The sequence below is a fragment of the Cryobacterium sp. PH31-L1 genome (genome assembly GCF_030063145.1).
Classification (GTDB): domain Bacteria; phylum Actinomycetota; class Actinomycetes; order Actinomycetales; family Microbacteriaceae; genus Cryobacterium.
The window spans coordinates 122414-135792 of record NZ_JASISM010000003.1 but is presented as its reverse complement, the minus strand read 5'-3'; the positions used below and the strand labels follow the sequence as shown (position 1 = coordinate 135792).

Genomic DNA, 13379 nt, shown 5'->3' with positions numbered 1-13379 from the left:
AGACGGGCCTGCTGGCCTGATGTGAAACGATACGATTTAGCCAGTGGTGCTTGCGCCGCCGGGAACCTCGATATAGACGACTCAAGGGATGGGCGGTGGCAGTGCACGCGCTCGACTTCGCCGGCATCATGAGCGAGATTCTCACCCTCGTCGGCCTCATCATCGGTGCGGTCCTCTATATCGTGGGTCTGTCCGTTCGCGGGATCAGTGGCCGCTGGACTCGCACGAGTGCCGTGATCGCAGCGGCGGGACCGGCTACGGTCATCCGCTGGTTTGATAACGACGGCGATGTGCACGAGCGTGCGGCTGACACGCACGAGACGCACCAGCTGGTGCCCGGCGACGACGTACGTGTCTGGTTTCGCAATCGCCAGCCCGAGAAGTGCCGCACGCACGACCCCGACCTTGACGGCAAGGGGCTGCGCCTGATCGGCCTGGTGCTGCTCGGCATCGGCGTTCTGGCCGGTGTGGCCGGCATCGTGCTGATGTTCCTCTAAGCAGCTTTCAGCCCAGAAACGGATGCCGCGCGCGGCTTGGCCCATCCGCTCGCCACCGCGGTCACCGCGATGGTCACGAGCGCCCCGAGCAGCAGGGCGGCGGCTTCCCCGGGAGCGAGCACGTGCAGCTGGGTGCCGATCGTGGCGGCCGCGATCGGAACTCCAAGCTGCGCGGCGGATAGCAGCCCGAAAGATAGGGGGAGCCCGAGCGCTCTGCTGGTCGCGTGGGTGAGCAGGGTGGCGACGCCGAGCGCGAGACCGAGCGCGATCATCTGCGGGTGATCTCCGAGGTCGCGAAGCGCGAGCGAGGCGCCGAGCCAGACGAAGAACAGCGGCCCGAAGAATCCGTCGGCGAGGGCGAACAACTGGCGCGCGAGGCGGCGCGGTTCGCCGACGGCCGCGACGGCGAGGCCGAACGCAAACCCGGCGAGCATGACTGAGACGTGGCTGAACACGGCCACGGCCGACAAGGCGAACAGAATGGCCAACTGGATGCGCAGCTCGAGGGCGAACTTGCGATTGGCCGACAGCTTGTGCAGCTTTATGCGCGAGCCGTTGCGTTCCAGCCTGGCCAGCACAATGTAGATGATCACGGCCAGCACAGCGACAGCGGCAGCGCCGAGGGCGGCGCGGCTGGCATTGGGCGGGTCGATGGCCAGAGGTAGTGCCACGATCGCAGCAATATCGGCGATCGCGACTTGCGCGGTGAGCTCGAGCACCGATCGGCCGCGCAGTCCCAGCGAGTGAATGAGCGGCAGCACGAGCGCGGCGGACGAGGAGGCGAGCAGCACTATATATAAGGGTGCGTGGTGCGTGCCGAAAATCAACGCGATGGCCACGCCGAGCGCGCTCGCCGCCACTGTGACGAGAATCGCCCGGAGCAAACCGGCCGACAGCGCCGACCGAATCGCGCCCGTGCGTAGCGGCACGTGTGTGCCGGCCACGAACATAATCAGCGCGAATCCGATATCTGCGAGAAAAGTCAGGGTGGGATCGGACGTGTCGATGAGGCCGAAACCGGTGCGGCCGACGATCACGCCGGCGGCGAGCTGGCCGATCACGACGGGAATGTTCCAGCGGCGCGGTGTGGCCAGCAGCGGCCCGAGCAGTGCGATCACGGAGATGATCGCGAGGGTTCGAAAGTCCATGCGCACCTCCCCCGGTCTGCCGCAATCTCGCGCTGAATCGAGCGTAGTCCCGCGCGACCCTCGCAGGCGGCATGATGGGGGTATGAGTCGAACCGTTGCCGGAGCCCGCGTGCTGATTACCGGAGCAGCCATGGGAATGGGCCGCCTGTATGCCGAGCGGGCTGTCGCCGAGGGGGCGAAAACGCTCATTCTCTGGGATCGCGACGGTGCCACGCTCGCGGCGACCACCGCCATCCTGAACGATCTGTCCAACGGGCGCACGACGATCGCGCCCTACGTTGTCGATATCGCCGATCTGGGGGCCATCGCGCAGACGGCGCAGCGGGTGCGCACCGAGGTCGGCGACCCCGACGTGGTCATCAACAACGCCGGAATCGTGCGCGGCAAATATTTCTGGGAGCACGACAACGGAGCGGACACCCGCCCAACGATGCAGATCAACGCGCTCGCGCCGATGTACATCGCCCGCGAGTTCCTGCCGGAGATGATCGCGAGCGGATGCCGCGAATCACGCATCGTGAACATCGCCTCGGCCGCCGGTACCCTCAGCACCCCGCGTATGAGTGTCTATGCCGCCTCGAAAGCCGCCCTGATCGGCTGGAGCGATTCGCTGCGGCTCGAACTGGTGCAGCAGGGCCACGGGCAGGTCAAGGTGACCACGGTCTGCCCGAGCTACATCAACACGGGCATGTTCGAGGGGGCTCGCGGTCCGTTGCTCACCCCGCTGATGACGCCGGAATACGTGGTGGATCGGGTCTGGCGGGCGATGCTGGCAGGCAAGCCGCAGTTGTTGCTGCCGTGGACGGTGAACCTGTCGAAGGTGCTCCGCGGAGTGCTGCCGCTGGCCGCGTGGGACGCCGTCGCCGGCCGTGTTTTCGGCGTTTACCGGTCAATGGATCGTTGGGTCGGCCGCGGATAGCGTTCTGCGCCGCCGCCGGGGTGACAGAATCAAGGCAGACAAGCGCTCGCGGCGGGCCGATCGGTTCGCCGCCAGCGCACCATCCGGCGTCGCATCAGCGTTGACCTGAGCCGAAACAAACGGGGACACCATCCATACCACGCACCATCACCACACGCCGGATTCTCTGCTCAAAGTCCTTGGAAATCGAGACGCGCTGGCTCTCGGCTTCGGAGCCATGATCGGCTTCGGCTGGGTTGTGCTGACCGGCGGCTGGATCAACGAAGCCGGCACGATGGGCGCCGTCACCGCCATGATCGCCGGCGGCATCATCATGGGCATCGTCGGCCTCACCTACGCCGAGTTGACCGCGGCCATGCCCAAGGCCGGCGGCGAACACAACTTTCTGCTGCGCGCCATGGGGCCGCGCTGGTCGTTTGTCGGATCTTGGGCGATCACCGGCGGCTACGTCACCATCGTCGCCTTCGAGGCCGTCGCCCTTCCCCGCACGGCCGGGTACCTCTTTCCCAACCTGAGTCAGATTCCGCTCTGGCAGATCGCCGGCGAGCAGGTGTATTTGACCTGGGCACTGGTGGGAGCGGTGGCGGCCGTCGTGATCACGGGCATCAACATCCGTGGTGTGAAGGTGGCCGGTGTCGTGCAGACGTTCGTCGTTTTGTTCCTGCTGATCGTGGGAGCGATGCTCGTGCTCGGCTCGTTCACCGGCGGCCAGGCCGTGCACATGGAGCCGTTCTTCACGGGCGGCATGGGCGGATTCTTCGCCGTGCTGGTCGTGGTGCCGTTTCTCTTTGTGGGCTTCGACGTCATACCGCAGTCGGCGGAGGAGGTCAACGTGGCACCCCGCCAGATCGGCAAGCTCGTCGTCGTCGCCGTGATCCTCGCCACCATCTGGTACGTCATGATCGTGCTCACCACCTCGTCGGCGATGCCGGCCGCCGACATCGGCCAGGCCGATATCGCCACAGCGGATGCCATGGGTGCACTCTTCGGCAACGACATCATGGCCAAGGTGCTCATCGCCGGCGGAATAGCCGGAATTCTCACCTCGTGGAACTCCCTGCTGCTCGGCGCCTCACGCCTGATGTTCTCGATGGCTCGTTCGGGCATGCTGCCGGCCTGGTTCGGCAAGCTGCACCCCAAGTTTCGTACCCCCACCAATGCGCTCTACTTCATCGGCGCCCTATCGTTTGTGGCCCCGTTCTTCGGCACGCAGATGCTCGGCTGGCTCGTTGATTCCGGTGCCCCGAGCATTGTCATGGCCTACATTCTGGTGGCCGTCGCCTTCGTGGTGCTGCGCCGCCGCGAACCGAAAATGGACCGCCCGCTGCGCGTGGGCGGCAAGGGCAATGGCGGAGTCGTGATCGGCGTCGCCGCTGCCGCGCTGTGCCTGGGCCTGCTCAGCCTGTATATGCCAGGGATGCCGGCGGCGCTGTCGTTCGAGCCCTGGGTGTTGTTCGGGCTGTGGTGGGTCGGTGGTGTCTTCTTCTACCTGCGCATTCCGGCCGGAATCGCGCCCGGTCATGACGCCGAGGAGCGACTGCTCGCGAGCCTGGGGTCGCGCCGCTCCTAGCCTCGGGCAGCGGTTTGTTTCTGTCCGGAGCAAGGGTGGAGGAGATTAGAGACTGTTGGTCGCGAGCCAGCTGATCAGTACGCGCTGAAACTCCAGCGGATGCTCGACGCTCGGCAGGTGCGCGGTGTCGCGGAACGTGCATCCGCTCGCCTGCGGCAACATCTCCAACAGGAACTCGTACTGCGCCAGCGACGACGTGACGTCGAGCTCGCCCACCGTGACCAGCGCGGGAACGTCGATGTCGCTCACCCGGTCGAGTGCCGGGGGCTCCAACGGAATCAGGATCGGCGCTTCCGTGGCGTGGATGACGTTGCGCAGATTGAGCTCCTGCGCGAGGGCCAGAAAGGCGGGATCGACGTCGGCCGCCTTGCGCGTGGGTCCGACCGCCCACAGCGCAACTTCGAGGCGCGCCAGCCGCGGCCACTGGCGAGCCTCGAAGGCCGCATCCAGCTTGTCGAACAGGGCGTCTTCCTTCTCGGTGAGCTCCACATCGGGAAACCCGCTGGGCCCTGACCCGATGGTCACGAGGCCGGCGACCCGCTCGGGGCTGGCCACGGCGAGGTCGATGGCGATCGTGCCTCCGCGGGAGCACCCGATCACGGTGACGCGTTCGACGCCGAGATGATCGAGCAGGGCCGCGGCATCCGCTCGGTTGGAGAATTCCACATTCTCGGTCGTGGTCTGCCCGAAACCACGGGTGTCGAAGCGGATGACGTAGTGGTGCGCCGCGAGGGCGGCCACCTGCGGATCCCACATGCGCAGGGTCGCGATACCGGCGTGAATCAGCAGCAGGGCTGGCGAGGCGGGGTCTCCCTGAGTCTCGTAATAGAGGGAAGCGCCAGGAACGTCGAGTCGGGGCATGCTTGGATCGTAGCAACGTCGATCACCCGACCGAAAGGGCGCACGCTGACTCATCAGCGGCGCAAGCGCCTAGGCTCATCAGAATGGGCGGTGTATTGGTCGGCTTCTCGATTATCGGATTTGTGATCCTGATCGGGTACTTCATTTAGCGGTTCGGCATTGCCGAAGCGGGTGCCGGTCGGGTGCTCAACCGCATGGCGTACTTCGTCGCGACCCCCGCGCTGCTGTTCACCGTGCTCTCCCACGCCGACGTCTCCGTGTTGTTCTCCGAGTTTCTGGCCGCCATCGTCTGCACGGTCCTCGTGGGCGCTTTGCTCTATATGGTGGCGTCCCGCTTATTCTTTCGCACTCCGCTGGCCGAGACGGTGCTGGGTGCCTCGAGCGCGACCTATGTCAACGTCAATAACATCGGATTGCCGGTGGCCATCTATGTGCTCGGCAGTGCCCAGTATGTGGCGCCAGTGGTGCTGCTGCAGCTGGTGATTCTGGCCCCGACGATTCTGGCCATTCTCGACCTGGCCACCCACGGCCGGGCATCCCTGCGATCGATCCTCACCCAACCGTTTCGCAACCCGATGATTCTTGCCTCACTCGCCGGTGTGGTCGTTGCGGTGTCCGGCATCACTCTGCCGGACCCGGTACTGGCACCGTTCGAGCTCATCGGCGGAGCCGCCATTCCCATGGTCTTGCTCTCGTTCGGCATGTCCCTGCACGGCCAGCGCCTGCTCCAGGCAGGCACCGGTCGCAAACAGGTCGTTGTGGCCACGGTGATCAAGGTCGTACTGGCACCGGTCATCGCGTACCTGTTCGGTCATTTCGTGTTCGACCTGGGCGGCGCCCAGTTGTTCGCGGTCGTCGCCGTGTCGGCCCTGCCGACCGCGCAGAACATTTTCAACTTCGCCTCGCGTTACGACCGGGCGTTCGTCGTCGTCACCCGCGACACAGTCTTACTCACGACGATCCTGTCAATGCCGGCATTGATCGTCGTTGCGGCCCTGCTGGCGTGACCAGCGCTACTGTGACTGCGCGTCAGCGTGGCTGGGCCACAACGGGATTCTGCAGAACACCGATCCCCGGGATGCGACACTCGGCGACATCGCCCGGCCGAACCTGCACCGCACCGGGCGTTCCGGTCGAAATGATATCGCCGGGATAAAGCGGCATGATCTTGCTGTGAAAGCTGACAAGGAAGGCCGGGTCATAACGCATGTTGGAGACGGTGTTGCTGCGGTGAACGGCTCCGTTAATCATGGTTGAGACGGTGACGTCGGCCAGGGAATCGTAGGACTCGAACACTTCCGACAACGGCACGATGCTCGGCCCGAAAGAGAAGAATCCGGGAAAGTTCTTCGACCGCGTGAGAAAACGGGGATTTCGCTGCAGGATATCTTCGGCCGTCTGGTCGAGCAGCGGAACCACGCCGGCCACATAATCTAAGGCATCGTCCGCTTCAACGTCGCGGCAGTATTGTCCGATCACGATGCCCAGTTCGGCCTCAGCGGTCGTTCGGATGCTCTGCCACGGGATCGGGATATTCTCGCCCGGACCGATGATGGTGTGGTCGCCCTTGATGAACGAGGCCGGCTCGTCGGGCACGCCCTCGGCGAGATCCGACGCATGTTCCACATAGTTCAATCCAATGCCCCACAGCATGCGGGGGTGCCGATACGGCGCACCGAAGGTCACCGAATCCGTCGGGCGAAAGACCGAAGCGTCAGCGGCGAGAGCTGCCGCCTCGATCGCATCCGCTGTGCCCGTGGTCAGGACGTCGAGCACGTCGCCCGTGAACCCCGGGAGGAGATCCCGAATGAGCGCTACTCCGCGATCCGGGAGGATGACGGCGGCGATTTCAATCGAACCGTCACGAATCGAGCCGTGACGAACACTACAGAGACGCATGTCAAGCCTTTCCGGACGCGCGGAGAGTGGATTTACGACCGATGAAGTGCACAATGACTCCCAGCGCAATGGCGCTCAGGCCACAGACCATGGGAACGAGCGAGAGCGTGACCAGGGGGATTGCACCGGCGCCGATGAGTACCCTGGCCGGCCACTTGGCCGGGCCCCACAGCCAGCCGCCGGTTCCCACCGAGAACGCTGCAACGGCAATGATCGACGTTACCGAGGCGAGCAGAATAGACCCGATCCCGCCCTGCAGCAGCAGACCAACACCCTGCTCTGACAACACGAAGATGAACGGCACGAGGAAGGCGGTGAGCGTATAACGCCAGGTCAGCCACATCGTCGTGATGGGCTTTCCCCCGGTAATAGCGGATGCCGCGAACGGCGACAACGCCGTCGGCGGGGAGACCTCACTGAGCACCGAGAAGTAGAAGATGAACATCGCCGCGGCGAAAGCCGGCACGCCGACGTCTTGAAGGGCCGGACCGATGATCACCCACGAGATGATGAAACTGGCCGTAACCGGCACCGCAAGACCGAGCAGGGTTACGGCGATGGCCGAGAGGATAGCCGTCAGCAGCAGGTTGCCTCCGGCGGCTGAGACGATGATGCCGGCCAGCTTCAATCCGAGACCGGTGAGGGTCAACACGCCGACGATGAGTCCGGCGGCGGCCATCACGGGAATGATCGACATGGCTCCGGCAGCTCCGGTAGCAAGGGCGTCCCAGACGCGTCGCGGAGTCATCCAGGAGTTGCGGTCGAAGAAGCTCAGCACGAAGGCGAGCACGGTGGCGTACACCACCGCACGGAACGGTGTCATCCCCAGCGACATGAAGACCACGATCGCCGCCAGCGAACTGAAGTGGTAGCCGAAGCGCAGCAGCAACTTGCCGGCCGGCTTGACTTCCATTTTGACGTCGGTGGTCTTGAACTTGCGGGCATCCATTTCAATCGACAGGATGAGCCCCAGATAGTACAGAATCGTCGGGATGATCGCCCAGAGCAGCACCTGCAGGTAGGAGACTCCGAGCAACGCGGCGATGATGAAGGCTGCCGCGCCCATCATCGGCGGTGCCATGATGGCACCGATTCCGGCAGCCGCGAGCAGGGCTCCGCCGTGTTCCCGCGGGTAACCCGCCCGGCGCAACAGCGGCCAGGAGATTCCACCGAGGGTCACGGTCGTTGCCACACCGGAGCCGGATACCGTTCCGAGCAGGAAGCCGGCCAGGGTTACGGTGCGGCCGGGGCCGGAGGCGGACTTGCCGAACGCGGCAAAGGACAGGTCGATGAAGAACCGACTGGCACCCGACGCGGTCAGTACAGCGCCGTACACCGTGAACAGAATGACGAAGGTGGCCGCAACGTTGGTCGGGACGCCGAACAATCCCTGCGTGCCCATGATGTTGTGACCGACCAAGCGGGACCAGTCGAAGGATGAGGTGCCGAACACGCCCGGAATATAGGAACCCCAGTGGGCGTAGGCGAAGAAGACAAGGACCGCAATGGGGATCATCAGACCCACGGTGCGCCGCGCGGCTTCGAGGGTCACCAGGATGGCGAGCGTGCCCATGATGACGTCGAGGTCGGTGGGGATGATCGCCCGACGAAAGAACGCGTCCCAGTCGGAAATGATGTACGCGAAGGGCACCACGGCGACCACAGCGAGCGACCAGTCCGCGATGCGGGGGTTGTCTTTCGCGCCAGGGGCCTTGGTTTTGTTCTTGCTGCCCCAGCCGCGGTAGGTAAGAAAAGTGGCTGAGAGGGCGAGCATTAAGAAGGCGGGCAGGTAGAACTGCGTGGCCATGGGGTTGAACACCCAGTACAGACCGAACAGGGAGAGAGCGACGCCCATGATCTTGACCACGAGCTGGGGAATGCCACTGAGCTTACGCGCGGGAATTTCAGCATCGAACTCCGCGAGAAGCGCTTCCTCGTCGATAGCCGGTTCAACCTCGTCGAGCAGGTCCGGTGCGGCGTCGCCCCGCGAAGAGTTCGGTGAGGATTTGGTGTTGACGGCTGCGCTGCCGCCCGATTCCTGGGTCATGGTGTCTCTTCGATCTCAAGTATTAGGTAGGGGTCGTCATCGTCGACAAGCTGCCAGAGTGCGTAGGGGGACGACCCGGGAATGTGGATGGTTCGTTCGCCGAGGTCGGTTGCCGCGATCGAGAGTGCCTCGAATACGGCCGGATGCAACGGGTCCGGCTCTACCACATACGCGCGTCGGTCCCCGGCAGGCGACGGGCGCGGAGCGTCGGGCACGGCGTAATACTCTTCGATCACGGCCAGCTGGTCGGCCGCGATTTCGACGAGTTCGTATTTTCCATCGGCGGCAACGACGTAGCGTTCCTCAGCCATGGTCTGGTAGATCGAATTGCGATAGCTGACGGAGAATGAGTCTCCGTCCAGCGGAAGGCTGGCCAGCACGTCGCCGTCCTGGTCGCTGACCACGATCATCCGTTCGCCGCCCTCGGCAGCGCCGACCGGCCCGAAGGCGGTGACGAAGCCGAAAGCGCCGATGGCGAGCGTGCCCAGCACCGCAGCGATGGCAACGGCTGGCTTGCGCATCGCGGTTAGCTCGCCTGGTCGAAGTATGTCTGAGCGCCCGCGCAGGTGGTGATGTACGGAACATTACCGGCCGTTGCTGCGTCCAGCTCTTCGGCTGCCGGGTGCACCTGAATCAGGGCTTCCTTGTTGTCGAAGACGGCTGCCGTGATCTGCTCCTGCAGGGTCTCGTCCATGTCATTGCTGGCGACCAGCAGGTTCGGCGAGACGATCACGGAAACGGCTTCGGTCTGGCCCTCGTAGGTGTTGGCCGGGATGTCCTGTTCGACATAGTACGCACCGAAATCGGTGGCGAGAGCATCGGCGTACTCGCCGAAGTTCACCAGCACCATGTCGCCGGTGCTGGCATAGTCGACCAGCGCACCAGTGGGGAGACCACCAGACCAGAAACCGGCGTCAATCGTGCCGTCGCGGAGGGCGTCGGCGGTCTCGGCGGCGCCGAGCTGGCGGCGGTCGATGTCGGTCTCCACGTTGATGCCGGCGGCTTCGAGAATGCGGATGGCTCCGACTTCCGTTGCCGAGGACGGCGATCCGACGGAAACGCGCAGGCCCTTCATGTCCTCGACACTTTCAATGCCGGTGCCGGCCGAGGTGACCAGCTGCATGTAGTTGTTGTAGAGGTTGCCGAGCGAGCAGATATCGGCAGCATTGTCCGCAAAGGAACCGACGCCGTCCACGGCATCGGACACGACGTCACCCACTACGAGGGCGAGGTCGGCCGATCCCGTCTGAATAAGAAGCAGATTATCGACCGATGCGTTCGTTTCCTGAACCGTGGCGCTATATCCCTCGATGTCGTTACCGATCATCGTGGCGATACCACCACCGAGCGGGTAGTAGACGCCGCCGGTGCCGCCGGTAGCGATGGACAAGGCGGTGGATCCGCCGGTCGCGCCACCGCCCTCACTGCAGGCGGTGAGAAAGAGGGCCGGTACCGCGAGCGCGGCAATGGCAATACGCACTGTGCGTCGTTGGGGAATTGTACGAGAGCGGATGGTCATGAGCTGTGGGCTCCAAACTTCATTGGTTCGAGCGGGCTGGGGAATGTGAATATCCCTCTCTCCATTTATACATTCCTCGTACTATCCACGTCAATAAACCCGAATTATCGCCATGTTTTTGTCGACATTGACAGGATTGTCTAAATTTCGTACAGTCGGGATCAGTGCAGTTACTGCAAACGCATTCAACGCGATTGATAGGAACCCAATGAAGCTGGCCATCATCGGTTGTGGCGAGGTCGGACGGCTCTATGCTGCCGCCGCAGCAGAGGCATTCGACGTGGTGCTGTGTGATTCGTTCCCCTCTCCGCAAGCCCGGGAATGCGCCCGGCGCCTCGACGTCGAGTTGAAGGAAACCATCGGCCAGTGGCTTGGCGAGATGGATCGGGTCTGGGCCTGCGTGCCCGGCGATGTCGCGCACAGCGCGGCCGAAGCCGCCCTGCCGTTTCTTCGCAGCGACGCGGTCTACGTGGACCTGAGTACCGCAACCACCGCGGGCAAGAAAGAAATGGGCCAGCGGATGTCCGCCCGGAACGTCGCGTATGTCGACGCCGCGATCATGGGCGCCATCGCACTCACCGGGTTGCAGACCCCGATCCTGCTCGCCGGGCCTCGAGCGGAAATCTCGCTGGCCGATTTCGCGACGATTCGGGCCCCGGCCCGTGCCCTCGCCGATGGTGAACCGGGCGATGCCATGACGTTGAAGCTTCTGCGCACGGTGCTCACCAAGGGGCTGGAAGCCCTTGGAGTGGAATGCCTGATCGCGGCCGAGAGTCAGGGTGTTCGGGACGAGTTGTACCTGGTTCTCGACGACATCAACCAGGCCGGGTTCACGCAATTCCTCAACGCCATCGTGCGCACGCACGTGGTGCACGCCGAACGGCGATCCCACGAGGTTCATCGTGCCATCGCCCAGCTGAATGAAATTGGCCTGCCGGGAACGGTACTGGCCGGCACATCGGAGCGCTATAAGCAGACGATTCGTTCACTGCGAGAGACTCCGCCAACTCCGGGCACGGCAGATCACATTGACTCAGCGGTCGGTTGGCTGCTCGAATCCACACTCGCGCGCACCGAGAACTGACCGACGGAACCTCAATGAAAGGATCACCATGGACTTGGGAATCGGAACGAAAACGGCACTCGTGCTGGGTGCCGGCGGTGGCCTGGGAGGAGCCATCGCCCGCGCCCTGGCCGCCGAGGGCGCTTCTGTCGCTGTCGCCAGCAGAACCCTGGCCGGGGCAGTCGCCACAGCCACCGCCATCACCGACGCGGGAGGCCGAGCCGAAGCTTTCGCCTGGGACCTCGCCAATCTGGTCGAGATGGACCGGCAGGTCAGCCTGGTTGAACAGCGCCTGGGCGGAATCGACATCCTCATCAATATGACCGGCGGACCCAAACCAACGCAGGTGAGCGGCGTGCCCGCCACGGAGTGGACCAGCTACTTCCAATCGATGGTCCTGCCGGTGATCGCACTGACCGATCGGGTGCTTCCTGGAATGCGCGAACGCCAATGGGGCCGCATCATCACCAACACGAGTTCGGGAGTGATCGCTCCTATTTCCAATTTGGGATTGTCGAATGCCCTGCGGTCGACCCTGGTCGGTTGGTCGAAGACTCTCGCCCGCGAAGTCGGCGGCGATGGCATTACCGCGAACATCGTGCTGCCCGGCCGCATCCTGACTGGTCGCATCGCCTTTCTCGACGAAGCGAAGGCCACCCGCGAGAATCGTGCGGTGGCCGACGTGACCGCCGAGAGCGAAGCCGCCATTCCACTCGGCCGATACGGCACCCCCGATGAGTACGGCAAAACGGTCACGTTCCTGGCCAGCGAGGCGGCGTCCTACATCACCGGGTCGACCATCCGTATTGATGGAGGACTGATCGCCAGTGTCTGAGCGGATAACTGCACCCGCGGGCAGCACGACGGTGACGGCGGGAGCGTTTTCGCGTTCGACCGCCGGGGTCTACGCCATCGCTCCCACCCCCTTCCTCGAGGACGGGGCTGTCGACTACGACTCGCTCGACCGCCTGATCGAGTTCTACAACGAGTCCGGCGTCGATGGGCTGACCGTTCTGGGACAGCTCGGCGAAGCACCGAAGCTCTCGGCGGAGGAAGCCGTGCGGATCGCCACGCGGTTCGTAGAACGCACTACCTTTCCCATCATCGTCGGAGCGTCCGCACCGGGCTTCGCGGCGATGCATGCCCTGACGGCGGCCGTGATGGATGCCGGAGCGGCGGGAGTCATGATTGCCCCTCCCGTTTCGCTGCGCACCGACGATCAGATCGTGGGCTACTACGCGGGCGCCAGTGCGGCCATCGGCAGCGAAACGCCCTTCGTGATCCAGGATTACCCGTTGACCTTCTCGGTAGTGATGACGCCCCAGGTGATTCGACGGATCGCCCTCGAGAACGACAACGCCCTCATGCTGAAACACGAGGATTGGCCTGGGCTCGAGAAGATCACCACTCTGCGCGGGTACGAGGCTGAGGGCAGCATGCCTCGCCTTTCGATCCTCTGCGGCAATGGCGGCCTCTTTCTGGACTTCGAAACGGAACGTGGTGCCGACGGCGCCATGACCGGCTATTGCTTTCCAGAAATGCTCGTCGACACAGTGGCGTTGACCGCTGCCGGAAACCGCGCCGCGGCCCACGACCTGTTCGATGCCCACCTGCCGCTGATCCGCTACGAGCAGCAGCCGGGCATCGGTTTGGCGGTGCGCAAGTACGTATTCCAGCGACGCGGCATTCTGGCCTCTGCGGCCCAGCGGTCACCGTCCGGCCGAATGACAGAAACGACCAGAGCCGAGGTCGACTACCTGCTGGAACGTTTGTCGCACCACGACCCCAGGGCGAAAATGTCGCGCGAACACTGACGCTAAGCTACAGCTGCTGTACAGCAGCTGAGTCGATTGAGA

13 protein-coding genes are annotated in these 13379 nt (G+C 64.1%); 7 read left to right on the top strand and 6 right to left on the bottom strand.

The features are described from left to right. The first annotated feature begins 95 nt into the window (after positions 1-95). Positions 96-497 carry a DUF3592 domain-containing protein gene (locus QMF22_RS07425; protein WP_283451929.1) on the top strand — a complete coding sequence of 134 codons (402 nt, stop codon included), beginning with the start codon at positions 96-98 and terminating at the stop codon, positions 495-497. On the opposite strand, the gene QMF22_RS07420 is transcribed toward QMF22_RS07425, so the two are convergent. After that, on the bottom strand, positions 494-1645 hold the full coding sequence (locus QMF22_RS07420; RefSeq protein WP_283451928.1) for a cation:proton antiporter: 1152 nt from the start codon (positions 1643-1645) through the stop codon (positions 494-496). The genes QMF22_RS07425 and QMF22_RS07420 overlap by 4 nt on opposite strands. 82 nt (positions 1646-1727) lie before the next feature. Here QMF22_RS07420 and QMF22_RS07415 point away from each other — a divergent pair, with 82 nt between their 5' ends. Next, positions 1728-2564 carry an SDR family oxidoreductase gene (locus QMF22_RS07415; RefSeq protein ID WP_283451926.1) on the top strand — a complete coding sequence of 279 codons (837 nt, stop codon included), beginning with the start codon at positions 1728-1730 and terminating at the stop codon, positions 2562-2564. A gap of 166 nt (positions 2565-2730) precedes the next feature. Further along, on the top strand, positions 2731-4134 hold the full coding sequence (locus tag QMF22_RS07410) for an APC family permease (protein ID WP_283452628.1): 1404 nt from the start codon (positions 2731-2733) through the stop codon (positions 4132-4134). A 45-nt stretch (positions 4135-4179) separates the two neighbouring features. On the opposite strand, the gene QMF22_RS07405 is transcribed toward QMF22_RS07410, so the two are convergent. Then, a complete protein-coding gene (locus QMF22_RS07405) occupies positions 4180-4995 on the bottom strand; it encodes an alpha/beta fold hydrolase (RefSeq protein ID WP_283451923.1) in 816 nt (271 codons plus the stop codon). 158 nt (positions 4996-5153) lie between these two features. Here QMF22_RS07405 and QMF22_RS07400 point away from each other — a divergent pair, with 158 nt between their 5' ends. Then, on the top strand, positions 5154-6002 hold the full coding sequence (locus QMF22_RS07400; RefSeq protein ID WP_349357087.1) for an AEC family transporter: 849 nt from the start codon (positions 5154-5156) through the stop codon (positions 6000-6002). 22 nt (positions 6003-6024) lie between these two features. Here QMF22_RS07400 and QMF22_RS07395 read toward each other — a convergent pair whose 3' ends face one another. The 4 genes from QMF22_RS07395 to QMF22_RS07380 are packed head-to-tail and all read right to left on the bottom strand — an operon-like array spanning position 6025 to position 10460. After that, a complete protein-coding gene (locus QMF22_RS07395) occupies positions 6025-6894 on the bottom strand; it encodes a fumarylacetoacetate hydrolase family protein (protein WP_283451919.1) in 870 nt (289 codons plus the stop codon). Position 6895: 1 nt separating this feature from the next. After that, complete coding sequence (locus tag QMF22_RS07390; RefSeq protein WP_283451917.1) at positions 6896-8941, bottom strand: TRAP transporter permease; 2046 nt, start codon at positions 8939-8941, stop codon at positions 6896-6898. Beyond that, positions 8938-9462: a hypothetical protein gene (locus tag QMF22_RS07385; protein WP_283451915.1), complete on the bottom strand. Its 525-nt coding sequence runs from the start codon at positions 9460-9462 to the stop codon at positions 8938-8940. The genes QMF22_RS07390 and QMF22_RS07385 overlap by 4 nt, the downstream gene beginning before the upstream one ends. 5 nt (positions 9463-9467) lie before the next feature. Continuing rightward, positions 9468-10460, bottom strand: coding sequence for a TAXI family TRAP transporter solute-binding subunit (locus QMF22_RS07380; RefSeq protein ID WP_283451913.1), 993 nt, complete (start codon positions 10458-10460; stop codon positions 9468-9470). Positions 10461-10668: 208 nt separating this feature from the next. Between QMF22_RS07380 and QMF22_RS07375 the strand changes: the two genes are divergently transcribed. Genes QMF22_RS07375 through QMF22_RS07365 form a run of 3 tightly spaced genes read left to right on the top strand, consistent with a single transcriptional unit; the run spans position 10669 to position 13337 of the window. Further along, entirely contained in the window at positions 10669-11544 is an 876-nt protein-coding gene (locus QMF22_RS07375; protein WP_283451911.1) for an NAD(P)-dependent oxidoreductase, read from the top strand. A 28-nt stretch (positions 11545-11572) separates the two neighbouring features. Further along, positions 11573-12358, top strand: coding sequence for an SDR family oxidoreductase (locus QMF22_RS07370; protein ID WP_283451909.1), 786 nt, complete (start codon positions 11573-11575; stop codon positions 12356-12358). Next, entirely contained in the window at positions 12351-13337 is a 987-nt protein-coding gene (locus tag QMF22_RS07365) for a dihydrodipicolinate synthase family protein (RefSeq protein ID WP_283451907.1), read from the top strand. Before QMF22_RS07370 ends, QMF22_RS07365 begins: the two co-directional genes overlap by 8 nt. Positions 13338-13379 lie beyond the last annotated feature (42 nt).